The organism is Nonomuraea antri (assembly GCF_013283785.1).
In the GTDB taxonomy this organism is placed as follows: Bacteria; Actinomycetota; Actinomycetes; order Streptosporangiales; family Streptosporangiaceae; genus Nonomuraea; species Nonomuraea antri.
In genome coordinates this window covers 1-22,764 of sequence record NZ_JABCPZ010000106.1, presented here as the reverse complement: position 1 = coordinate 22,764, position 22,764 = coordinate 1, and the positions used below count along the sequence as shown (strand labels likewise).

General features: G+C 70.5%; 24 protein-coding genes. 11 read left to right on the top strand and 13 right to left on the bottom strand.

Annotated features, from left to right (window positions below):
* Positions 1-22 precede the first annotated feature (22 nt).
* The gene (locus HII36_RS29995; RefSeq protein WP_173526636.1) at positions 23-988 is read left to right on the top strand and encodes a diacylglycerol/lipid kinase family protein; all 966 of its coding nucleotides are present in this window, start codon (positions 23-25) and stop codon (positions 986-988) included.
* A 272-nt stretch (positions 989-1,260) separates the two neighbouring features.
* Positions 1,261-1,515 carry a WhiB family transcriptional regulator gene (locus HII36_RS29990; RefSeq protein ID WP_173526635.1) on the top strand — a complete coding sequence of 85 codons (255 nt, stop codon included), beginning with the start codon at positions 1,261-1,263 and terminating at the stop codon, positions 1,513-1,515.
* 89 nt (positions 1,516-1,604) lie between these two features.
* Here HII36_RS29990 and HII36_RS29985 read toward each other — a convergent pair whose 3' ends face one another.
* Positions 1,605-3,074, bottom strand: a complete 1,470-nt coding sequence (locus HII36_RS29985) for a histidine kinase N-terminal domain-containing protein (protein ID WP_173526634.1) — start codon at positions 3,072-3,074, stop codon at positions 1,605-1,607.
* A gap of 391 nt (positions 3,075-3,465) precedes the next feature.
* On the opposite strand from HII36_RS29985, the gene HII36_RS29980 reads away from it, so the two are divergent.
* Positions 3,466-4,185, top strand: coding sequence for a GntR family transcriptional regulator (locus HII36_RS29980; RefSeq protein WP_173526633.1), 720 nt, complete (start codon positions 3,466-3,468; stop codon positions 4,183-4,185).
* 21 nt (positions 4,186-4,206) lie between these two features.
* Here HII36_RS29980 and HII36_RS29975 read toward each other — a convergent pair whose 3' ends face one another.
* Positions 4,207-4,647, bottom strand: a complete 441-nt coding sequence (locus tag HII36_RS29975) for a hypothetical protein (RefSeq protein WP_173526632.1) — start codon at positions 4,645-4,647, stop codon at positions 4,207-4,209.
* An 89-nt stretch (positions 4,648-4,736) separates the two neighbouring features.
* On the opposite strand from HII36_RS29975, the gene bioD reads away from it, so the two are divergent.
* Positions 4,737-5,453 (top strand): dethiobiotin synthase, encoded by a 717-nt coding sequence (gene bioD / locus HII36_RS29970; RefSeq protein ID WP_173526631.1) that lies wholly within the window; start codon positions 4,737-4,739, stop codon positions 5,451-5,453.
* A gap of 39 nt (positions 5,454-5,492) precedes the next feature.
* Here bioD and HII36_RS29965 read toward each other — a convergent pair whose 3' ends face one another.
* A complete protein-coding gene (locus HII36_RS29965) occupies positions 5,493-6,074 on the bottom strand; it encodes a hypothetical protein (RefSeq protein ID WP_173526630.1) in 582 nt (193 codons plus the stop codon).
* A gap of 93 nt (positions 6,075-6,167) precedes the next feature.
* Here HII36_RS29965 and HII36_RS29960 point away from each other — a divergent pair, with 93 nt between their 5' ends.
* From HII36_RS29960 to HII36_RS29940, 5 genes are all read left to right on the top strand, one after another.
* Entirely contained in the window at positions 6,168-7,136 is a 969-nt protein-coding gene (locus HII36_RS29960) for a thermonuclease family protein (RefSeq protein ID WP_173526629.1), read from the top strand.
* 87 nt (positions 7,137-7,223) lie between these two features.
* Positions 7,224-8,384, top strand: a complete 1,161-nt coding sequence (locus HII36_RS29955; RefSeq protein ID WP_173526628.1) for a sensor histidine kinase — start codon at positions 7,224-7,226, stop codon at positions 8,382-8,384.
* 40 nt (positions 8,385-8,424) lie between these two features.
* Complete coding sequence (locus HII36_RS29950) at positions 8,425-9,081, top strand: response regulator (RefSeq protein ID WP_173526627.1); 657 nt, start codon at positions 8,425-8,427, stop codon at positions 9,079-9,081.
* On the top strand, positions 9,078-9,854 hold the full coding sequence (locus HII36_RS29945) for a DUF4097 family beta strand repeat-containing protein (RefSeq protein WP_173526626.1): 777 nt from the start codon (positions 9,078-9,080) through the stop codon (positions 9,852-9,854). Before HII36_RS29950 ends, HII36_RS29945 begins: the two co-directional genes overlap by 4 nt.
* A 45-nt stretch (positions 9,855-9,899) precedes the next feature.
* Positions 9,900-11,546, top strand: coding sequence for an acetolactate synthase (locus HII36_RS29940; protein WP_173526625.1), 1,647 nt, complete (start codon positions 9,900-9,902; stop codon positions 11,544-11,546).
* A 4-nt stretch (positions 11,547-11,550) separates the two neighbouring features.
* Here the strand turns inward: HII36_RS29940 and HII36_RS29935 are convergent, their stop codons facing one another.
* A complete protein-coding gene (locus HII36_RS29935; protein ID WP_236003997.1) occupies positions 11,551-13,137 on the bottom strand; it encodes a serine/threonine-protein kinase in 1,587 nt (528 codons plus the stop codon).
* Between the two features lie 271 nt (positions 13,138-13,408).
* On the opposite strand from HII36_RS29935, the gene HII36_RS29930 reads away from it, so the two are divergent.
* Entirely contained in the window at positions 13,409-13,789 is a 381-nt protein-coding gene (locus tag HII36_RS29930) for a thioesterase family protein (RefSeq protein WP_173526623.1), read from the top strand.
* Positions 13,790-13,804: 15 nt separating this feature from the next.
* On the opposite strand, the gene HII36_RS29925 is transcribed toward HII36_RS29930, so the two are convergent.
* The 7 genes from HII36_RS29925 to HII36_RS29895 all read right to left on the bottom strand — a co-directional run bounded on the left by HII36_RS29925 (position 13,805) and on the right by HII36_RS29895 (position 20,273).
* Positions 13,805-14,017: a biotin/lipoyl-binding carrier protein gene (locus HII36_RS29925; protein WP_173526622.1), complete on the bottom strand. Its 213-nt coding sequence runs from the start codon at positions 14,015-14,017 to the stop codon at positions 13,805-13,807.
* Between the two features lie 41 nt (positions 14,018-14,058).
* Positions 14,059-15,438 carry an acetyl-CoA carboxylase biotin carboxylase subunit gene (locus tag HII36_RS29920; protein ID WP_328807953.1) on the bottom strand — a complete coding sequence of 460 codons (1,380 nt, stop codon included), beginning with the start codon at positions 15,436-15,438 and terminating at the stop codon, positions 14,059-14,061.
* A 96-nt stretch (positions 15,439-15,534) separates the two neighbouring features.
* The gene (locus tag HII36_RS29915; protein WP_173526620.1) at positions 15,535-16,824 is read right to left on the bottom strand and encodes an HD-GYP domain-containing protein; all 1,290 of its coding nucleotides are present in this window, start codon (positions 16,822-16,824) and stop codon (positions 15,535-15,537) included.
* A complete protein-coding gene (locus HII36_RS29910; RefSeq protein ID WP_173526619.1) occupies positions 16,821-18,173 on the bottom strand; it encodes an HD-GYP domain-containing protein in 1,353 nt (450 codons plus the stop codon). Before HII36_RS29910 ends, HII36_RS29915 begins: the two co-directional genes overlap by 4 nt.
* Before the next feature lie 276 nt (positions 18,174-18,449).
* On the bottom strand, positions 18,450-19,394 hold the full coding sequence (locus tag HII36_RS29905; protein WP_173526618.1) for an NAD-dependent epimerase/dehydratase family protein: 945 nt from the start codon (positions 19,392-19,394) through the stop codon (positions 18,450-18,452).
* 10 nt (positions 19,395-19,404) lie between these two features.
* Positions 19,405-19,671 carry a mycothiol system anti-sigma-R factor gene (gene rsrA, locus HII36_RS29900; protein WP_173526617.1) on the bottom strand — a complete coding sequence of 89 codons (267 nt, stop codon included), beginning with the start codon at positions 19,669-19,671 and terminating at the stop codon, positions 19,405-19,407.
* Positions 19,668-20,273: a sigma-70 family RNA polymerase sigma factor gene (locus tag HII36_RS29895; RefSeq protein ID WP_173526616.1), complete on the bottom strand. Its 606-nt coding sequence runs from the start codon at positions 20,271-20,273 to the stop codon at positions 19,668-19,670. Before HII36_RS29895 ends, rsrA begins: the two co-directional genes overlap by 4 nt.
* A gap of 232 nt (positions 20,274-20,505) precedes the next feature.
* Between HII36_RS29895 and HII36_RS29890 the strand changes: the two genes are divergently transcribed.
* A complete protein-coding gene (locus HII36_RS29890; RefSeq protein WP_173526615.1) occupies positions 20,506-21,246 on the top strand; it encodes a class I SAM-dependent methyltransferase in 741 nt (246 codons plus the stop codon).
* A 48-nt stretch (positions 21,247-21,294) separates the two neighbouring features.
* Here HII36_RS29890 and HII36_RS29885 read toward each other — a convergent pair whose 3' ends face one another.
* Positions 21,295-21,627, bottom strand: coding sequence for a TraR/DksA family transcriptional regulator (locus tag HII36_RS29885; RefSeq protein ID WP_173526614.1), 333 nt, complete (start codon positions 21,625-21,627; stop codon positions 21,295-21,297).
* A 153-nt stretch (positions 21,628-21,780) separates the two neighbouring features.
* Positions 21,781-22,527, bottom strand: coding sequence for an SOS response-associated peptidase (locus HII36_RS29880; RefSeq protein ID WP_173526613.1), 747 nt, complete (start codon positions 22,525-22,527; stop codon positions 21,781-21,783).
* Between the last annotated feature and the right edge of the window lie 237 nt (positions 22,528-22,764).

The window sequence follows — 22,764 nt, the reverse complement described above, 5'->3', positions numbered from 1 at the left end:
GATCACCGGTTACGCTGGCAGCATGCGTGCCATGCTCCTGGTCAATCCCAAGGCCACGACCACGAACGCCCGTACCAGAGACGTGCTGATCCGGGCGCTCGGGGCGGCCGTCGACCTGGCGGTCGAGGAGACCGGCTACCGGGGGCACGCCGCCACGCTGGCCGGCACCGCGCGCGCCAAGGGCTACGACGTGGTGGCGGTGCTCGGCGGCGACGGAACGATCAACGAGACGGTGAACGGGCTGCTGAACCCGGTCAACGGCGGCGATCCGGTCGACGACGCCGATCCGAGCGCGCGGCGGCCGGCGCTGATCGTCATTCCCGGCGGCAGCGCGAACGTGTTCGCCCGCGCGCTCGGCCTGCCGAACAACCCGGTCGAGGCCACCGGCCAGGTGCTGGAGGCACTCAGGGATGGCCGCAGGCGCACGGTGGGTTTGGGCCAGGCCCTATGGGAGGGGCAGAGCCGCTATTTCACGTTCTGCTCGGGGATGGGGTACGACGCGGAGGTCGTCCGGGCCGTGGAGGGCCTGCGCGGGGCCGGGCGGAAGGCTACCCCGGCACGGTATGTGAACACGGCGCTGCGGCACTATCTGGCCACGGACAAGCGGCACGCCGCGATGACGCTCACCGGCCCGGGCATCCCGGTCGCCGAAGGCGTGTTCATGGCGATCATCTCGAACACCTCGCCGTGGACGTACGTGGGTTCCAGACCGGTGACCCCGACGCCGTGGGCGAGCTTCGAGACCGGGCTCGATCTGCTCGGGCTCAAGCGGCTGGGGCTGCCCACGCTGGCGCCGTTGATCCGCCGGATTCTCACGGAGAGTGACAGCCTTCCGTCCGGCCGGCAGCTCGTGCAGCTGCATGACGAGCCCGAGTTCACCCTCACCGCGGACCGCCCGGTGGCCTTCCAGCTCGACGGCGACTACCTGGGAGAACGGGAATCCGTGACATTCCGGTCTACACCGAACGCGTTACAAGTTCTGGTCTAGCCGGTTACATTCGGTCATTGTGTGACGCATCCGACATCCATAACAGCCAAAACTTCGGTCCAACCCTCTTGCGTGCACTCTGCGTGGCTGAAAAGCTCAACCTGACATCGGAACGTAGGACCTTTAACAACCCCAGGGTCTTCTGATCGTCAGCGGGCAACCCCGGTCCAGCACAGGATCCGGGTAATTGTCCGCACGAGTTAGTGAAACTCTTCACAAAGTAGTAGCCGCACGGAGCCGACCAGAGGCTCCATCTACTAAGGAGTGGACGCATGGACTGGCGCCACCGAGCTGCCTGCCGTGACGTGGACCCCGAGCTGTTCTTCCCGATCGGCAACACCGGCCCCGCGCTGAGCCAGATCGAGGAGGCCAAGCAGGTTTGCCGGTCCTGCTCGGCCGTCGAAGCCTGCCTGAAGTGGGCGCTGGAGTCCGGACAGGACGCCGGCGTCTGGGGCGGCCTGAGCGAGGACGAGCGTCGCGCGCTCAAGCGCCGCACGGCTCGCGCCCGCGCCCGCGCCACCGCCTGACCAGTAGCTTTCTGCTCAGGCACCCCCGCCTGGTCGGCGTACGGCCGATCAGGCGGAGGATGGAACGCCACGCGCTCGGGGCACGAGCCTCAGGACGCGGGCAGCGGGACCGACAGCGTGACCTCCGTGCCGCCGCCTTCGCGCGGCTCCAGCGAGAGCCTGCCGGACAGCTCCCCCACCACCAGCGTCCGCACGATCTGCAACCCCAGGCTGGTGGACGCCTCCAGGTCGAAGCCCTCGGGCAGGCCGCGGCCGTCGTCCCAGACCGTGACGGTCAGCCGATCGACCTCCGGCGCGACCAGCACTTCGAGCCGCTTCGGACGTCCGTGCTGAAGCGCGTTCTGCAGCAACTCGGTGAGCGCCATCGCCAGCGGCGTGGCGATCAGCGAGGGCAGCACCCCGAACGCCCCCACCCGGCGCGGCGTGACGGCCGACTCGGCCGCCGACACCTCGCCCGCCATCGCGATCACGCGGTCGGCGATCTCGTCGAAGTCCACGAACTCCTCTGGCGCGTGCGAGAGCGTCTCGTGCACGATCGCGATCGAGCCGACCCGGCGCACCGCCTCCTCCAGCGCCTCGCGCCCTTCGGGCACCTGCAGCCTGCGGGCCTGCAGGCGGAGCAGGGCGGCGACGGTCTGCAGGTTGTTCTTGACCCGGTGGTGGATCTCGCGGATCGTCGCGTCCTTGGTCATCAGCTCGCGTTCGCGCCGCCGCAGCTCGGTGACGTCCCTGATGAGCACCAGCGCGCCGATGCGGCCGCCGCCCACGATCAGCGGGATCGCCCTGAGCTGAACGATCGTGCCGCCGGACTCGACCTCGGTCTCCTTGGCCGCCCGCCCGCTGGCCACGATCATCAGGTCTTCGTTGATCGGCTCGTCGGAGTAGCAGAGCGTCGCGGTCACCCGGCCGAGCTCGGCGCCGACCAGGTCGGCGTGCAGGCCGAGACGACGGTAGGCCGACAGCGCGTTCGGTGAGGCGTAGGTGACCCGGCCGGCCCGGTCGAGCCGCAGCAGGCCGTCGCCGACGCGCGGGGAACGCACCAGGATGGGCTCTTCGCCGGAGAACGGGAAACGCCCCTCGGCCACCATCTGCGCCAGGTCGGACGCGCTCTGCAGGTACGTCAGCTCCAGCCGCGACGGCGTGCGGGCCGACGACAGATTCGTGGAGCGCTGGATGACCGCCAGGAAGCGGCCCTCGCCGTTCTCCGTCGCCCGGCGCACCGGGATGGTCTCCTCGCGCACCGGGACCCCGGTGGACCAGTCGGGGTCGCCTTCGCGGCAGATGCGGCGTTCGTTCCACGCGGTGTCGATGAGGTGCCGCTCGCCCTTGGCCGCGACGCTGCCGACGATGTCGTCGTGGTAGACGGTCGGGCCCGTGGTGGGACGCATCTGGGCGATCGCGATCCACCCGTTCTCGCCGAGCAGCGGGGCCCAGAGGATGAGGTCGGCGAAGGACAGGTCGGCCAGCAGCTGCCAGTCGGAGACCAGCGAGTGCAGCCAGTCGAGGTCCGCCTCGTCGAGTGCGGTGTGGCGGACGACGAGGTCGCTGAGAGTCGGCACGACTGCATCATGCGTGGTATTCCCCGCAACAACCAAACCGGCCCACTGGCCGGACCGCGCCGCAGACCCCGGAGCCCTGCCCATGCGCTGAACCACGCGTTTTCGGGAATCTCACATGGTGAGAACCAACACCGGGTGGGCCGGAGGTGATCGGCGCCTTGCCCAACACAGAAGTCCTACCGCAGAACTGGGTTACTATTGCGTACGCCGCTGTGGATATCCTTCACCATCAGCCTGAGCTGCTCGGACTCGCGCGCGTCAGGACCGGCGCGCCGGACCGGTCGGCCGATCGCACTTGCCTGCGGTTGACCGCTCGGGCCAATCTGAGTTCCGATGATCTCGCGGTGATCAGACACGCCTTCACCGCCGTGGCAGAAGTGAAGGTGAGAGCGTGACGGACGACAGCCCCCGCGTACCGAAGTACTACGACGTCAAACGCGCCCTGCTGGAGCTGACCAAGACCCTCCCCGCGGGCACGGCGCTGCCGCCTGAGCGCACGCTCGCCGTCCGGTTCGAGACCTCGCGCACGACGGTCAGGCAGGCGCTCACGGAACTCGTCGTCGAAGGACGGCTGCTGCGCATCCAGGGCAAGGGCACCTTCGTCGCCCAGCCCAAGGTGGCCCAGGTCCTGCAGCTCACCTCCTACATCGGCGACCTGCGCACGGCCGGTCTCGAGCCGGACACCAAGATCCTGGAGATCGGCTACATCACCGCCGACGAGCCGCTGGCCCGGCGCCTGGCCATCAACCCCGGCGGCCGCGTCCTGCGCATCCACCGGCTGCGCCTGGCCAACGGCGAGCCGGTCTCGATCGACACCACGCACCTGTCCGCCCGCCGCTTCCCCCGGCTGCGGCGCGAGCTGGAGGTGCACTCGTCGCTGTACGAGACGCTGCACAACGCGTACAACGTGCGGCTGACGGACGCCGAGGAGATCATCGAAACCGTCCTGGCCACCCCGTACGACGCCAAGGCGCTCGGCGTGGACGTCGGCCTGCCCATGCTGCTGCTCACCCGGCACGCCTTCGACGCCGACGGCAACCCGGTGGAGTGGGCGCAGTCGCTGTACCGGGGCGACAGGTACAAGTTCGTCACCCGGCTCAGGCGTCCCTGACCGCTTCGTACTCACGGCCTCTCACCGGGGAGCGGGGACGCAGTCCGTCTCCCCGGTGATCGTCGCCCGGTCGTCGGCGGGGACGTCGAGCGTGACGGTGACGCGGGCGGGGGCCAGCCTGAGAACGGTCTTCACCGAGTCTGGGATGAACACGCGCTCCACCCGGTAGCCCCAGGTGCCGGTCATCCTGCCGGTCAGCAGGTCGACGAGCAGTTCTGGGTCGCCGTCGAAGCGGGCGCCGGCGGCGTAGGTGCGCTTGACTCCGCCCGCGCCGCAGGCGACGTCCGCGCCACCGGGGTCGGTGACCGCGACGTCGTGCAGTCTCGGCAGCCGCATCAACTGGCCGATGTGGGACTTCAGCGTCTGGCCCGCCTGGGCGGCCGTGGGGCCGGGGTCGGGCGCGGAGCAGGACGCCGCGGCCAGGACCGCGAGGACGGCGAGTGTGCGCCACGAGCGGCCCACGATCATCTCCAGGTCCGGATAGCCGCTCCCATCGTCCGTCAGATCACCCGGTGTCGTGGCGGGTCATGCGGGATCGGCAGACTGGGGGCATGAGTGTTCTCGTGGTCACCGGTACCGGGTTCGGGGTGGGCAAGACGGTGGTGGCAGCGGCGGTCGCGGTGCTGGCCAGGGAGCGGGGGGCCGGCGTGGCGGTGGTCAAGCCGGCGCAGACCGGTGTCGCCGAGGGCGAGCCCGGCGACGTCGACGCGGTCATCAGGCTCGCCGGGGTGACGACGACGTTCGAGCTGAGCCGCTTCCCGCAGCCGCTGTCCCCCGCCGCCGCGGCCAGGACGTCCGGGGTGGCGCCCGTGTCGCTGAGTGGAGCCGTCAGGACGGTGCGGGAGCTGAGCGAGAGCAACCGGCTGGTGATCGTGGAGGGCACCGGCGGGGTGCTGGTGCGTTACGACGAGGACGGCGCCACCGTGGCCGACCTGGCACGCGCTCTGGGCGCGCAGGTGCTGGTGGTGGCCGGGACGGGGATCGACGCCGGAAACGACGCCGCGCTCACCCTGGAGTCGCTGGCGCACCGGGGGCTGGAGCCCGCGGGCGTGGTGATCGGTTCGTGGCCGGGCGAGCCGGGGGTGATCGAGCGCAGCACGGTGGCCGATCTGGAGATGCTGGCGGCGCGGCCGCTGGCCGGGGCGCTCCCGGAGGGGTCGGGAGGGCTCGGCGCGCAGGAGTTCGCGCGGGTGGCTCGCCGGGGGCTGGCCGCCACGCTGGGCGGTGGGTTCGACCCGGCGAGGTTCAGGCTGGAGCTGTCACTGTGAGCTTGCGGCAAGGCGGTGCCATTGGACGGGCCGTGAGCGTCAGTCGCACTTCGACTCGGGCAGTTCGCAGACCTTGACGATCATGCGTTCCGCCTGGTCGATGAGGCCGCGGAAGTGCCTGATCGGCAGGCTCCTGGTGGGCCAGGCCGACTGGCCGACGATGTAGACGGCGGCCCCGCGCCGCACGGCCAGCGCGTGCTCGCCGCTGTGGAAGAAGCGGCCGCCCGCCCGGACGGCCTCGTCGCCGACGTCCGTCGGCTTGGTGAAGTAGCGGTAGCGCTCGGTGCCCTTGCCCTGGTCGGCGCACTTCTTGAGCTCGGCGCGCAGGCCGCGCACGGCCTGCTTGGCGTGCTCGACGTCCCGGTAGATGACCAGTTGCTCGTACCTGCCCTCTTCCTCCGAGTTGTACTGCATGGCCCGGCCCGCGACCCGGCCCCGGTCCCAGGCCTTGTCGCGGAAGCACGGGTTGAGCTGGAGCGGGAACCGCTTCGACTCGTAGGTCTTGTAGCTCTCCCACTGCTTGGCCGGCGGGTGGGACTCCATGAACAGCATGCCCTGCGGCAGCCCCCCGCCGCTCAACGTCATCGCCGCCGCGATCGCGGCGACCCCCATCTGGATCATTCAGCCTCCCTTTCTTCTCGTGAGATGTCGGGCGTCAGGCTTTAGTTCCAGATATTTCGGGACGTGCGGCGAATACGGGGTGATGATGCGCACATGGCAAAGGCTATTGAACAACCGGTCCCCGGGATCACCGTCGGCCATGGCCTGCTGGCACGTTCCAGAGGCACTGCCCAGCCCGTGGACAAGATCGTGCACGACGGCGACACGATCAACATCGCGGCCGACGGCAACTTCGGCGTCCGCCTGCTCGGCGTCGACGCCCCCGAGGTCAGCTTCCAGCTCCCGCGCAGCCCGAACCACCCCGACTTCCCCAAGGGTTTCGCCGACATCGGCCATCCGGCCTGGACCACGTTCCTGACGGACCCGTTCGAGGCCGGCTACCCCGAGCTCACCTTGCGCTCGGGGCTGCGCTCGCACCTGCTGGCCAGGCTGGGCCCGCTGGCCGGGCCCAACCACGCCGCGCACGGCGGCCCGGCGACGCAGGCGCTGCGCGACATGATCAGCGCCGACATCAAGGAACAGGGGCTGACGGAGACCACGTTCAAGCTGCGCCTGGCCTTCGCGCACGAGATCCTGGACAGGTACGGCAGGCTGCTGTGCTACGTCAACCGCGACCAGAAGCAGAAGCCCCGCCCCGACGCCTACAACGAGCGCCTGCTGGCCGCCGGGCACGTGGCGCCGTACTTCATCTGGCCGAACGTCGACCCGTTCGTCCGCCAGGAAGGCCGGGTGTCCGACTCGGTGCCCGCGCCGGGCAGCGCCAGGACGATCGCCGAGAAGGGCGCGCTGGGCCGCGCCAGGAGGCACGTGCGGCAGGCCCGCGAGGCCGGGCTCGGCCTGTGGCAGCACGCCAACCCGCTCGCGGTGCTCCCGTTCGAGCTGCGCTATCTGGCCCAGCGCCGCGCGCCCGACCGGTACGTGCTCGACCTGTCGGACGACGCCAGGGAACTGCTGCACCCGCAGAGCTACTTCCGCGTCACGAACCCGGAGGACCGGCTGTTCATCAACGCGGAACACGCCCCGCTGTTCGCGGAGAAGGGCTGGTCCGTGCCTCCGCTGTGAGGAAATGGGGGGTGGGGCTAGCCCCACCCCCCACCGGGATATCTGACCCATTTCGCGCAGGCCATCTGCATCAATACCGTTGACGGCATGACAGTCCCCCGCCCGTGGTCCGCACGGGCCTGGCTCGACACGTTCCACGTGGTGACCGGCGTGCCGGTCGGCGTGGTGCTGGGCGGGCTGACGCTCGTGCTGGCCGTGGCGCCCCCGGTGCTGCGCCGGCGCCTGCCGTGGTTCGCCCGGGTGCAGCGCTCCAGGTTCGAGGCGTTCCTCGGCACGCACATCCCGACCGTGGCGACGCCGACGTCCTGGCGCAGTCACACGACCTGGCGGCAGATCGGCTACCACCTGCTGTCGCCGGCGGTGAGCGCGGTGGCCACGGTCGTCGTGTCGCTGGCCTGGAGCGGCTCGGTGGTCGGGCTGCTCGGGTTCGCGTATGCCAGGTTCCAGCCGTCGCCGCTGGAGTTCCTGTTCGACCTGCGGCGGCCCGCGGTGGTGGCGGCGTACATGGTGGTGGGCGCGCTGCTGCTGCTGCTCGCGCCGGTGCTGGCGCGCGGGATGGCGGCGCTGGACCTGGCGGTGGCGCGGGCGCTGCTCGGGCCGAGCAGGCGGGAGCTGGGGCAGCGCATCGAGACGCTGACCGAGAGCCGCGCGGGCGTGATCGACGCCGCCGACGCCGAACGCCGCCGCATCGAGCGCGACCTGCACGACGGGGCGCAGCAGCGGCTGGTGTCGCTGGCCATGAACCTGGGCCTGGCCCGGGCCACGCTGACCGACCTGCCCGAACCCGCCCGCGAGGCCATCGAGCAGGCGCACGAGGAGGCCAAGCAGGCGCTCAAGGAGCTGCGTGACTTCGTCCGCGGCCTGCATCCGGCCGTGCTCAACGACCAGGGCCTGGACGCCGCGCTGTCCGGGGTGGCCGCCCGCGCGCCCGTCCCGGTGCGGCTGCGTGTCACCATCGAACGGCGGGCCTCGCCCACCATCGAGGCGGTGGCGTTCTTCATCGTCTCCGAGGCGCTGACCAACATCGCCAAGCACGCCGCGGCCACCAGGGCCGAGGTGGACGTGAGCCGCGAGGGCGACCGCCTGCTGCTGTCGATCTACGACGACGGCCGCGGCGGCGCCACGCTCGACGGCGGGACCGGGCTGCGCGGCCTGGCCCAGCGCGTCGACGCGGTCGACGGCACGCTCAAACTCCGCAGCCCGGTGGGCGGGCCGACGACGATAGACGTGGAACTGCCCTGCGAATGAACCGACCCGTACGAACGAATCGAGATGACGTGGAGCTGTCGTGCGCGTAGTGCTGGCCGAGGACTCCGTACTGCTGCGCGAGGGCCTGATCAGGTTGCTGGACGCGTCCGGCATGGAGGTGGTCGCGGCGGTGCCCGACGCGGAGGGGCTGCTGCGCGCGGCCGCCGAGCACCGGCCCGAGCTGGTGATCACGGACGTGCGGATGCCGCCGTCGCACACCGACGAGGGCCTGCGTGCCGCGCTGGTGCTGCGCCGCGAGCAGCCGGACCTGGCGGTGCTGGTGCTCTCGCAGTACGTCGAGGAACGCTACGCCGCCCAGCTGCTGGCCTCGGCCGCGGACGGCGGCGTCGGCTACCTGCTGAAGGACCGGGTGGCGGACGTGGCGGAGTTCATCGACGCGCTGCGCAGGGTCGCCTCCGGCGGCACCGCGCTCGACCCCGAGGTGGTCGCCCAGCTCCTGCTGCGCGGCCACAGCGACCCGCTGGACCGGCTCACGCCCAGGGAGCGCGAGGTGCTCAAGCTGATGGCGGAAGGCCGTTCCAACGCCGGCATCGGGCAGGAGCTGGTGCTCAGCGAGGGCGCGGTGGGCAAGCACATCGGCAACATCTTCACCAAGCTCGACCTGTCGCCGGCCGAGGGCGACCATCGCCGGGTGCTGGCCGTGCTGCGCTTCCTCAACATCAGGAGCCTGCCGTGAGAGCGCTGTGGCTGGCCGCGGGCACGCTGCTCACGGTGGCGGTGCTGATCGTGACGGCCACCGGCCTGGTGCGCGGCTTCGCCTGGGCCGAGCCGCCGGTGCAGAGCATGCAGCGGTCCATGCCGTTCACCGGGGACGAGATCAAGGTCAAGGCGAGCACGGGCGACGTCGCCGTGCACTTCCTGCCCGGTGAGGCGGGCGAGCTGGTCATCCTGCGTCATCTGCGCTGGTCGCGTGACAAGCCCGTGGTCACCGAGAACCTCAAGGGCGACACCCTGCGGCTCGACGCGGACTGCAAGCCCCTGCGCGCCGGCATCGACACCGACGTGCTCTGCGAGGCCACGTACACGCTGCTGGTGCCCCCGGAGATCCGCATCGAGGCCGAGTCGCTCAGCGGCCCGCTCAGCGTGTCCAACGTGTTCGGCGACGTGCACCTGACCTCGGTCTCCGGCGACCTGGACATCCGCGCGACCCCGGGCAACGTCTGGGCCAGGACGGACTCGGGCAGCGTCGTGGGCTCCGGCCTGGGCGGCGACGAGGCGGACGTCGCGGTCGGCACCGGCGACGTGGACCTGTCGTTCATCGTCCCGCCGACCAAGGTCAAGGCCGTGGTACGGGCCGGGGGCGCGGCCAGGGTGGCGGTGCCCGAGTCCTCCTACGACGTGACCGTGCAGGCGCAGAAGAGCGACATCGACCTCGAGAGTCAGCCCACCTCACACAGGAAGATCAACATTTCCGCGCCCAAGGCCCGGGTATTCCTCTGCTGGTGCTGAGCTCAAGGGCTGTTTACTCCTGTGACTGGTTGGTAAGTTCCCGGCATGGAGTCTGCGAAGCACGCCGGTGACGCCGCCGTCGCCGTGTCCAAGGCCTATGGCGTCGAGACCATGTTCACCCTCTCTGGAGGGCACGTGTTCCCGCTCTACGACGGCGCGGTGCACGAGGGCATGCGCATCCTCGACGTACGCCACGAGCAGAGCGCGGTCTTCGCCGCAGAGGCGACCGCCAGGCTGACCAGGCAGCCCGGCCTGGCCGTGCTGACGGCCGGCCCGGGCATCACCAACGGCGTCAGCGGCGTGGCGACGGCCCACTTCAACGGCTCCCCGCTGGTCGTCATGGGCGGCCGCGCCCCGCAGTCGCGCTGGGGCAGCGGCGCGCTGCAGGAGATGGACCACCCGCCGCTGCTCGACCCGATCACCAAGCTGTCGTTCACCGCGACCGGCGCCGAGTCGGTCGGCCAGGACGTCGAGTCGGCCTTCCGCACCGCGATCGCGCCGCATCGCGGCCCGGTGTTCCTCGACTTCTACATGGACCACCTGTTCTCGCCGTCCCCGGTGCACGAGGTGCGCACGCAGACCCCGTCGCCGCTCGAACCCGACCCCGACGACCTGGCCGCCGTCGCCAGGCTGCTGGCCGAGGCCGAGCGCCCGGTCCTGGTCTACGGCTCGGACGTGTGGATGGACCGCGCCGAGGAGGCGGCCAGGGACTTCGCGGAGACCTGGCGGCTGCCGGTCATCCCGAACGGCCAGGGCCGCGGCATCCTGCCCGCCGGGCACGAGCTGCTGGTCACCCGGGCCCGCGGCCTCGCCTTCGCCCAGGCCGACCTGGTCGTCGTGGTCGGCACCCCGCTCGACTTCCGGCTCGGCTACGGCTGGTTCGGCGGGAAGGACGGCGCGCCGCTGGCGCGCGTCGTGCACATCGCCGACGCGCCGTCGCAGCTCGCCACGCACATGCGGCCGGCCGCGTCGGCCGCGGGAGACCTGTCGGTGGTCCTGTGGAGCCTCGGCACGGCCTGCGGCGAGGCCGGGGTCAAGCCGGACAAGTACGCCCCCTGGGCCGCCAGGCTCGCCGAGACCGCCGCCGCGGCCATCGCGGCCGACGCCGACCTCCTGGCCGCCGACTCCGACCCGATCCACCCCATGCGCATCTACGGGGAGCTGGGCAAGGTGCTGGCCGACGACGCCGTGGTGATCGGCGACGGCGGCGACTTCGTCTCGTACGCGGGCAAGTACGTCGAGCCCAGGCAGCCGGGCAACTGGCTCGACCCGGGCCCGTACGGCTGCCTGGGCACCGGTCTCGGCTACTCCATCGCCGCCCGGCTGGCCAGGCCGTCGTCGCAGGTCGTGCTGCTGCTGGGCGACGGCGCCGCCGGCTTCTCGCTGATGGACGTCGACACGCTCGTCCGGCACAACCTGCCGGTGGTGATGATCTGCGGCAACAACGGCATGTGGGGCCTGGAGAAGCACCCCATGCAGCTGCTGTACGGCTACGACGTGGCCGCCGAGCTGCAGCCCCAGTGCCGCTACGACCAGGTGGTCACGGCACTGGGCGGCGGCGGCGAGCTGGTCACCAAGCCGTCGGAGATCGGGCCCGCGCTGCGGCGGGCGTTCGACTCCGGCGTGCCGTACCTGGTGAACATCGCCACCGACCCGCAGGTCGCCTACCCCCGCAACACGACGGGGGTCTGAGACCTCACTGCTTGACCGAGTTCGACGGGGTCGGCGTCGGCGTCGGGCTGGGGCACGTGGGAGCCGGGGCGAGGTACAACGTCACCGGCTTCTTCAGCTCCAGCAGCTCGTTCGGGCCCGGCTTGGTGGTGTCGACGATCAGGCACTCCTCGGGCATGGTGCCCTGTGACCCGTCGACGGGCTTGACTGTGAAGCCGGCCGCCAAGATGATCTTCCTGGCCTGGAAGTACGGGACGTTGAGCACCCCGGGGACCTTCTTCTTGACCACGGTCGGCGTCGGCGACTTCGTGTCCGTCGGCTTGGTGGTCGTCGGCGTGGGCGAGGTCGTCTCCTCCGGATCGTCGGTCTTGGTCGGTTCGGGCTCCTCGGTCTCCGGCGGAGTCGTCGCGCGGTCCGTCACCCTGGTCTCCGGCGGCTTCGTCGTCGAGGTCTTGGTCCCCGGCTTTCCGCCCTTCGTCGGGCTGGTCGGCGGGTCGGACGGCCCGTCGTTGCCCGCGTTGGCGCTGGGCGGCGCCGGATGCGCCCCGCCCGTGGTCATGCCCGTCAGCGCGACCGCGCCCGCGCCCACCCCGAGCACCACCGCGGCGGCGATGCCCGCGATGAGCCCGGTCCTGCGCGGCGTCTTGGCCGCGCGGCGGCTGCCCGGACGGCGCTCGGAGACCGTCGTCGGCTGGTCGCCGGCCGGCAGGTGCGCCCCCGTCTGGGGAACCCCGGCCTGCTGCACCCCGGTCGGGTACGCCTCGGCCGGCGGCGGCATGACGGCCCCGGTCGTCGGCGGCAGGGCCGGCATCGGCTGCGCGGGCTCGACCGGCACCTGACCTGCGACGATGGCCTTGGCCGCGTCGCTCATGGCCCGGGCCGACGGGTAGCGCCGCAGCGGATCCTTCGACAGGGCGCGTTCCACCAGGGCCCGCACCGGCTGCGGGATGTCGGCGGGCAGCGGCGGCGGCGCCTCCCTGATGTGCTTCAGCGCGATCGTGACCGGGCTGTCGCCGTCGAACGGCCGCTGGCCCACCAGGCACTCGTACGCCACCACGCCCAGCGCGTAGATGTCGACCGCCGGCGTGACCGGCGCGCCCTCGGCCTGCTCGGGCGCGCAGTAGGCGGCGGTGCCCAGCACCATGCCGGCGTCGGTCAGCCGGTTGGCCAGGTCGGAGCGCGCGATGCCGAAGTCGGTCAGCACCAGCGTGCCGTCACGCTGCACGAGCAGGTTGCCGGGCTTGACGTCACGGTGCACGATTCCCTGGTCGTGCACGGCCTGCAGCGCCGACGCGGCCTGCGCGATCAGCTCCATGGCCGGCTGCGGCGCGATGCGGCCCAGCCTGGCCAGCAGCCGGTCGAGCGGCTCGCCGTCGACGAACTTCATCACGAGGTAGACGGTGTCGCCGCTCACCCCGTAGTCGTAGACGTCAACCACCCCCGCGTGGTTGATCGTCGCCATCGCCCTGGCCTCACCCTGGAACCGGGCGACGAAGCCAGGGTCGTCCATGCGGCCGGGAAGCAGCACCTTGACGGCGACGGTGCGGGCGAGCACGATGTCCTCGCCTCTCCACACCTCGCCCATGCCACCGGCGCCGATGCGGGTATCCAACCGATACCGCCCCGCCAGTGTCGTCCCTTGGGCCACCATGACTCCCCCGCTACCCCCCTACCTCTGTAACCTCTCCCACCCCAGGGTTCTCCAACAAAGCGAACTTTTGTCGCGGTGAGGTAACACAGAGGTCACGGAACTCCGAGAGTGTACGACTCACGTGTCCCACATGCCACTTATATGCCTCAAGCCGTACAAACCCTATCCTGCGGCCTTACGGCCGGTCTTGTCCGCGTTTCTTGGAGATCAGCCCAACAGTAGGCTGGCCCGCATGACGCTCGCTCCCGGCCTCCGCTCCAACCTGCTCATCATGGTCGAGGCGGAGGACACCGCGCAGAAGATCGGCAGCGGTGACGTCCCGGTGCTCGCCACGCCCAGACTGCTCGCGCTCGCCGAGTCGGCCACCGTCCAGGCGGTCGGCCCGCACCTGGAGCCGGGCCAGACCTCGGTCGGCACCCGCGTCGAGCTCGAACACCTGGCCGCGAGCCCGCTCGGCACCCACGTGGAGATCTCCGCCGAGCTCACCGAGGTGGACGGCCGGCGGCTGGTCTTCGCGTTCGTGGCGCGTGACAAGCACGCGGTGGTCGGCCGCGGCACGATCGAGCGCGTCGTGGTCGACCGGGCCAAGTTCCTGCAGCGCATCACTCGATGACCGGGGCTCGCACGTCTACTCGATGACCGCGATCAGGTCGCCCTCCTGGATCACCTGACCCTCGGTCACCTTGAGGCTCGCGACCACGCCGTCGTCCTCGGTGAGCACCGGGATCTCCATCTTCATCGACTCCAGGATGACCAGCGCGTCGCCGTCGGAGACCGCGTCGCCCTCCTTGACGAGGACCTTCCACACGTTGGCCACCATCTCCGCGCGTACCTCAGCCACCGCGACTCCCCTCTTCCCCTGTTCTCACACGATCTCACGCGCTAGGCGCGCATCTTGGCGACGAGACCCGTGTCGTAGTCGCCTGTGACGAACTCCGCATTGTCCAGCAATTCCGCGCAGAACGGCAGATTGTTCTTGGGCCCTTCGACGGTGAACCCCGCGACCGCCTTGCGCCCCAGCTCCACCGCCTCCGCCCGCGTGGCGGCGACGACGCAGAGCTTGGCCATGAGGGGATCATAGAACGGTGTGACCGTATTGCCCGCCTCGTAACCGGAGTCGACCCTGACCCCGTCGAGGTCCGGCTCCTCCCACCTGGTGATCGTGCCGGGGCCGGGGAGGAACCGCTGGGGATCCTCGGCGTAGACCCGGAACTCGATCGCGTGCCCGCGCGACTCGGCCGTCACCTCGGGGCTCTCCCCCGCGGCCACCCTGAGCTGCAGCTCGACCAGGTCGAGCCCGGTGACCAGCTCGGTCACGGGGTGTTCCACCTGGAGCCTGGTGTTCATCTCCAGGAACACGAAGTCTTGCGCGTCGGCGTCGACCAGGCACTCCACCGTGCCCGCGCCCAGGTAGCCGACCGCCTCGCCGGCCCGGACCGCCGCGGCCAGCATGCGCTCGCGCAGCTCCGGCGTGATGCCCGGCGACGGCGACTCCTCGACCACTTTCTGATGGCGGCGCTGCACCGAGCAGTCACGCTCGCCCAGCGCCAGCACCCGGCCGTCGGGCAGGCCGAGAATCTGCACCTCGACGTGGCGGGCCCGGTCGATGCAGCGTTCGAGCAGGATGGCCGGACCGGCCAGCGCGTCGCCCGCGCCGCCCGCGGCCGCCGCCGCGGCGAACCTGTCGGCCGCCCTGGCCGCCTGGTCGAACGCCCGGCCCAGGCCGGCGGCGTCGCGGGCCACGCTCATGCCGAGACCGCCACCGCCGCCGGCGGTCTTGACCATGACCGGGTAGCCGATGCGCCCGGCCGCCTCCAGCGCCAGGGCCAGGTCGGTGACCGGCTCACGGGTGCCCGCGGCGACCGGCACGCCAGCGTCCTCCATCAGGTTCCTGGCGTTGATCTTGTCGCCCATCCGGTCGATGGACTCGGGCGACGGGCCGATCCAGATCAGCCCGGCGTCGATCACCGCCTGGGCGAAGGCCGCGTTCTCGGCCAGGAAGCCGTAGCCAGGGTGCACGGAGCGCGCGCCGGTCGCCTTCGCCGCCTGGAGCACCTTCTCGGCGTCGAGGTAGCTCTGCGCCGGGGCCGCCGCCCCGATCAGCACGGCCTCGTCGGCCTCGTGGACGAACGGAAGGTCGGCGTCCGCCTCGGAGTGCACGGCGATGGCACGCAGGCCCAGCCGCTTGACCGTACGGATGACGCGCCGCGCGATCTCTCCTCGGTTCGCGACCAGAACGGGGCCGAGCGTCTCATTTAACACGCCGACCACCCTATGACCGTGACCGACTTGACCCCGTTCCTCCTAGCGCACCGATCAGACCGGCACGTTCTGTAGGAACTCCACAATCACCGGCGGCTAGAGCCGCAGCCGGTCGACGACGCGGGCCAGGGCCTCGATGGCGGCCGGGTCGTAGGCGCTGCCCGAGGTCAGCCTGATGCGTTCGAGCGCGGCGCCCGCCCTGTCGCGGTCGGTGGACGGCCCGACCAGGTCGTCGTAGGCGTTGGCGACCTTGATGATCCGGCTCGACAGCGGCGGGTCGTCGCCGATCGGGTCGCACTGGCGACTGACCACGTCGGCCACCCGGTCGAGCACGCCGGTCTGCCTGATCACCTCGGCGCCCAGCTCGGCGATGCGCCTGGCCTGCGCCGGGTCGGCGAGCACGGTCGCGCCGCCGGGGATCGGGTCGCGCAGCGAGAGCTGGCCGATGTCGTGCATGAGCGCCGCGTACTCGAGCTCCAGCAGTTCGGGCTCGGCCATGCCGAGCTCCCTGCCGATGGCCACGGCCAGCCGGCTGACCCGGCGCGAGTGCCCCGGCTCGACGTACCCGCCGACCTCGGTGACGCGCGACAGGGCTCGCACGGTCTGCAGGTACGTGGCCCGGATGCCGGCGTATTTGCGGAAGGCCACCTGCGTGACCAGCAGCGGCGCGGCGAACACGAGCAGCGCAACCAGGTCCATGCTGTGCGTGGCCAGCGCGAGCAGCACCCCGGACGCGGCCACCGCCGCGCCCAGCGGGAACGCCATGTTGAGCTCGTCGCGAACGGCCACCCGGAACGCGGTGCGCACCTGCTCGGCCCGCAGCAGCGCGGCGATCAGCACGTCGATCATCAGCGTGCAGGCGATGAGCGTGACCATGACGACCAGCGCCGGCCACCAGGTGCCGTGCTCGCCCTGGGTGAGCAGGTGCAGCGGATCGGCCAGCGGGCGGAAGGCGAAGGCCAGCAGCGCCCCGGTGAGCAGCCTGCGGGCCATCGCGTCGAGACGCGGCGGCCGGCCGACCGCCAGGTGCGGCAGCGCGCCGGCCATCATGCCGACCGCGATCACCGCCACGACCTGCAGCGCGGAGTGGCGCAGCGGGTTCTGGCTGAGGTCGAGCAGCAGCGTGTAACCGAGCGCGGCGGCCGCGCCGATCGGCGCGACCTCCCTGTTGCCCGGCATGGTGAGCCTGGCCAGCTCGCCGACCGCGATCAGCGCGCCGAACCCGATGGCGATCTCGGGATGGTCGAGCCCGACCGCCGCCGTGTGCGCCACGCCGGCCACGGCCACCAGCCCGGCCGCGCAGATGAGCAGGAGCTGGCCCGAGTCGAGCCGGCGCAGGACGGTGTTCCTGGTCCGCTCCTCGGGACGGGTGCGCTCGATGGTCATGGCCCGGTCACCACTTCGATCGGCATGGTCGGGTCGTCGTGGTCCTTGATCGGCGTCTCCGCAGCCTCGGGCGGCGGCGGATCGACGCGCCGCGGCGGCTGCCACGGCTCGTGTTCCAGCGCCCGGATGAAGGCGTCGACCATGACCGGGTCGAAGTGGGTGCCGGCGCTCTTGCGCAGCTCGTCGAGCGCCTCGGCGACCGGCCGCGCGCCCCGGTAGGACCGGTCGGACGTCATCGAGTCGAACGCGTCGGCCACCGCGATGACCTTGGCGAACTCCGGGATCTCGTCGCCGGCCAGGCCCATCGGGTAGCCGGTGCCGTCGTGGCGCTCGTGGTGGTGCATGATGCCGGCGTAGGCCTCGTCCAGGAAGCCGATGCCGCGCACGATCTCCAGCCCGCGCATCGGATGCAACTGGATGGCCGCGAACTCCTCCTCGGTGAGCGGCCCGTCCTTCTGCAGCACCTTGGTGGGCACGCCGAGCTTGCCCACGTCGTGCAGCATGCCCGCGTAGCGGATGGCCCGCAGCCGCTCCTGGCCCATGCCGATCTCCTGGGCGATCATGGTGGAGGCGTGGGACACCCGGGTGCAGTGGCCCCTGGTGTAGTAGTCCTTCGTCTCGACCGCCTGGCACAGGGCGGCGATGGTGGCGTCGTACGAGCGTTGCTGCGCGTGATACTGGCCGAACGCCCAGCGCGCCACGAACAGCGGCAGCAGCACCAGCACCGCCGAGATCGACTGCACGGTCGCCCACAGCCCGGCCACCAGCAGCCCGAACGTGCCGTAACCGAGATACGACAGCAGGAACTGCACCATGCCGCGCATCGGCACCTCGACCGCGCGCACCCGCGTGGCGAGCCTGATCACGGTGAGCGTGAGCACGATGTTGAGCGGCACGAAGACGGCGGTCGCGGCGGCGTAGGGGCCGATGAGGTCGTCGAAGGCGTTCACCTCGGGCACGCCGAGCCGGCCGCCGAGCCCCTGGTAGACCCACCCGGCGGCGTAGCCGCAGATGGCGAACTGAGCGCCGTTGAACAGGCGTTTGACCAGCGGCAGCCCCGGGCGCACGCTCACCACGGCCGTGAGCCCCACCAGCGCCGAGCCCTCGGGCCCGATCAGCACGACGGCGGCCAGCGCGGCCGAGAAGCTGACCGACACCGCGAACTGCTCCACGTTCAGCAGCGTCGGCATCGACTCGCACACCAGGAACAGCAGGGCGAGCACGAGCAGCACGCCCAGGTGTTCCGGCGCCACGAGGACGCCGTTGATCGCACTGCGGCCGATGAGAGCGGCCGCCGCACCGATCACGGCGACCAGGTAGACCCTTGCGGGCCACGGCAGATCACGCATTGCGGGCCCCCTACGGAGATGTCAGGTCCAGGACACCCCGGTGGGAACCAGCCCGCCGGCGCCGGCCACGAACGCGACCACCGGAGTGATCAGCACGATGCCGGTGAACAGGCGGGCGACCATGACCTTCAACATCCACATGCCTCCACGTCGAATTCTGTGGTTCACGCTACAGAAGAGGACGTGGGTAGATGGGCTGAGTCGGAAATCGCAAGCAAAGCGTAATCAAGTCACTACCTGGCGCAACGTAGCAGGCCAGGGCGTGCGTCCCGGCGGTTATGGGCGATCGGCGCGGCGGCGGGCCCACTCCACGGTGTTCTTCAGCCCCGTGGCCAGGTCGGTGCGCGGCTGCCAGCCCAGGCCCTCGTGCGCCGGCACCGGGTCGACCGCCATCGCCGGCAGGTCGCCCACGCGGGGCGGCGCGAAGCCCGGCTTGTCCTGAGCGCCGGCCGCGTCGGCGATCAGCGAGTGCAGCCGCCTGTCGGTGGTCTGGATGCCGGTGCCCAGGTTGAACCTGCGGCCGTTGCCGTCGGCGCCGCAGGCGCGCACGAACCCGTCGACCACGTCGTCGACGTAGATGTAGTCGCGGGTCTGGGTGCCGTCGCCGTAGACCACGGTCGGGGTGCCGTTGAGCAGCGCGTCGGTGAAGATGGACACGACCCCGGCCTCGCCTTCCGGCGACTGCCTGGGGCCGTAGACGTTCGACAGCACCAGCGTGGTGTACTCCAGCCCGTACAGCGCGCGGAACGTGGCCAGGTACGTCTCGCCGCTCAGCTTCGAGGCCGCGTACGGCGAGCGCGGGTCGGTCGGCGCGTCACCGGGCACCGGGATCGTCATCGGCCGGCCGTAGACCGCGACGGACGAGGCGAACACCACCTTGCGCGTGTTGCCCTCGTGCGCTGCGGTGAGCACGGACGCGGTGCCCTCGACGTTGATCCTGGCGTCGTGCACCGGGTCGGCGACGCTCTTGCGCACGCTGATCTGCGCGGCCAGATGGCAGATCACCTCCGGCCGCAACTCGGCCGCCAGCGAGATCAGCGCGGGATCGCGGACGTCGAGCACGTGCAGGTGCAGGCGGTCGCTCTGCGCGGCCCCGGCCAGATTCTCCCTGCTGCCCGACGACAGATCGTCGGCCACGTGGACCTCGTGCCCGTCGCCGATCAGGCGATCGACGAGATTGGACCCGATGAACCCGGCACCCCCGGTAACCAGCACGCGCATGCGCGCAATCCTAGTCCGCGAGGTCCGCTCGCACTTGCGCGATGCGATCCAGGACCTTGGAACGCAGATCGGCGGGCACCGGGTCGCAGCCGCAGTGCTTGGCCACCAGCGCCTTGATCGCCTTGTCGAGGTCGTATTCCTTCAGGCAGGGACTGCACTCGTCGAGGTGGACGCGGATCTCCACCACGTCGTTCTCGGTCAGCTCGCCGTCGAGGTAGGAGTAGACCTTGTCCAGCACCTCACGACAGTCGGTGTCGTGCGGGTTGCCACAGCTCATTTCGATCCCTCCGCCGGGACCAGGCCACGCTCGCGAGCATAGTCTTCCAGGAGACCCCGCAGCTGCCTGCGCCCTCGATGCAGCCTCGACATGACAGTGCCGATCGGAGTGCCCATGATGTCGGCAATCTCCTTGTACGGGAAGCCCTCCACGTCGGCCAGGTACACCGCGATCCTGAACTCCTCGGGCAGTGCCGCGAGTGCTTGCTTGATGTCTCCGTCGGGCAGGTGCTCCAGCGCCTCGACCTCGGCCGACTTCAGCCCGCTCGAGGTGTGCGACTCGGCGCGCGCGAGCTGCCAGTCCTCGATCTCCTCGGTGCCCGACTGCTTGGGCTCACGCTGCTTCTTGCGGTAGCTGTTGATGAACGTGTTCGTCAGGATCCGGTAGAGCCACGCCTTGAGGTTCGTGCCTTCCTGGAACTGGTGGAACGACGCGAAAGCCTTGGCGAAGGTCTCCTGCAGCAGGTCCTCCGCATCCGCGGGATTCCGGGTCATCCGGAGCGCGGCGGAGTAGAGCTGTTCGAGATACGGCATGACGTCGCGCTCGAATCGCTCGCTCCGCTGCTCCAGAGTCTCCGCGCCTGTCGCGGGCACCGGACCCACCCCCCTAAGATCACCGGTGGCCGGCTGTGGCGGGACACCGTACTCAGGGGAGAATACCCGCTCGTCGGTGACCGGCTGGTCAGCGGGGAGGGGTTCCAGCAATGTGAGCATGCTCGTCGCAACACGCCCGCACCCGCGTCTGTTCCCGCAAGATAGAAGGTACGAAGGACCCGGTGCGGGGAAAACCATACGTACCGGCTGGTAGCCATTTTCCGGAACCCAGGAGTCGCGTGTGCTGCCCATTCCGGCCGAGGAACTGAACGGCTCAGGGACACTCGGGCCGTACTGGACCTTCTACCGCGCCGTCGCCGCCGAACAACTGAACCGATGGCTTCCCGGAGAACCCTCCGTGATCCTCGATCTGTCAGGCGGTCGCGGCCGGTGGTCGGGCCAGGCGGCCAGAGCGGGGCATCGGGTGATCGAAGTGCTTGACTTCCGCCGGACGGCCGACGCGCAGTCCCGGCTGCGCGACGCCGACCGGGTCCGTCACGTACGCGCCGACGATCTGGCGTTCCTGCCCGACGCGAGCGTCGACGCGGTGCTCGCCGAAGAACGGGCGATGTCCATCGAGCTGATGGCCGAGTCCGCGATGAGCGACGTGGCCAGGGTGCTGCGCCCCGGCGGCCGCGCGCTGGTGTGCGTCGACTCGCTGGTGCTCGGCATGGCGATCCTGGCCGAGCAGGAGCAGTGGCAGCACCTGCGCCAGACGGGCGAGGTGATGCTGGTGCCGTGGCCCGACGGGAGCATCACGCGTTGCTTCAGCAGCGGGCAACTGCGCGAGCTGCTGGCTGGTGCGGGGCTCGAGGTGGAGTGGATGCGGCCGCGCACGGTGCTGTCGCCGTCCACGGTCGACCACGTGCTGGGGTCGGACACGCGGGCGCTCGCGTGGCTGGTACGCACGGAGCTCGACGCGCACCCGGACGACGACGACACGGTCGGCATCCACCTGGTCGCCAGCGCCCGCAAGACCTGACCGCTTCGGCGGCGTGCTGTGGGCGGTTTGTCACAGACGGGGCGCCGGCTACCGGCGGCGTTCCCGCTTGCCCTGGCACTGGACGCAGCGCGCCGCCTCGGGCCGGGCCTCGAGGCGGCCTTCAGGCACCGGCCTGCGGCAGTCCACGCAGAGGCCGTAGGTGCCCTCCTCCAGGCGCTTGAGCGCCTCGATCACCGCCCTGCGCTGCGCGGTGGCCACGGTGAGCATGGCCTGGGCGCGATCGGCATCGGTCAGGTCCGAACCCGCGTCGGCCGCGGAACGGTCGCGGACCGCGACGGGATCTCCCTGCAGAACGCCGATCGAGCGATCCAGTTCCGCGAGCATGTCTTCCAGCCGCTGACGAGCGGTCGCGACGTCCACGAATCCGCACCTCCGGGTAAATGGGGGCAACCCGCGACTGGACTCCCCGGTAGTCCCGCCCGGTGCATTGGGGGTTTGTTATGGCGGTGACACCGAGTAAACGGATGCATCGCTTTCCTCACCGGATGCCCAATTACTGTGCTTCTTACACCTTTAAAAAAGTGCGCTTTCCTCCCCTTCCGGTAGAGGTTTGATGAGGTCTGGGCCATTGTTACGGACGTTGTTCACGTCGGTGGAGACCGGGTACGCGGTCAGCCGTCCCGATTCGGCCGGGACCAGCAGGCCGGACGCCTGTTCGATATCGGTGAGCTTGGGGTCGAGCCACTCGGCCCAGCGCTCGCGCTCGATCATCATCGGCATCCTGTCGTGGATGCGGCCGAGGTCGTCCTCGGCGTCGGTGGTGATGACCGTGCAGGTGACGAGCCACTTGAGCGGGTCGTCGTCGTCGCGCGTCTTGTCCTTCCAGAACTCGTACAGGCCGGCCATGGCCAGCACGCCGCCGTCCTCCGGGTGGATGAAGTACGGCTGTTTCTTCTTCTTGTCGCCTTCGACCGGCATCCACTCGAAGTAGCCGTCGGCCGGCAGCAGGCACCTGCGCTTGGCGAACGCCTGCTTGTACGACGGCTTCTCGGCGACCGTCTCGATCCTCGCGTTGATCATCCGCGAGCCCACGGACGGGTCCTTGGCCCAGGCCGGCACCAGGCCCCACTTCACGATCCGCAGCTGGCGCACCGCCCGCTCGGCGTCCTTGGGCACGCGGCTGAGCACGGCGTAGACGTTCTTGGTCGGCGCGACGTTGTAGTCGGCGCCGAGCTCCTGGTCGGGGTCACCGTCGAGCTCGACCTGGAACTCCTCCAGGAGCTCGTGCTTCTTGCGCGCCGAGGCGTATCTACCGCACATAACCCCACATTGCCATGTCCGGCTTTCGCTCGCATGTTTGCTTGGGGGACGATTCCGCTTCCCCACCGACCCATCGGGTGGCCGTGGGGTGGGTCGGCGCGCTCGGGAGAGGGGACGATTCCAGGTCGTCGTCCTGGACACCGGCGCGGCCCCAAACCAGCCATCTCGCACCTCGCCAGGGCCCCGACCCGCCCTATCTGCACCTCGGCCCGGGCTCTGACCCACCCTCCTGCACCC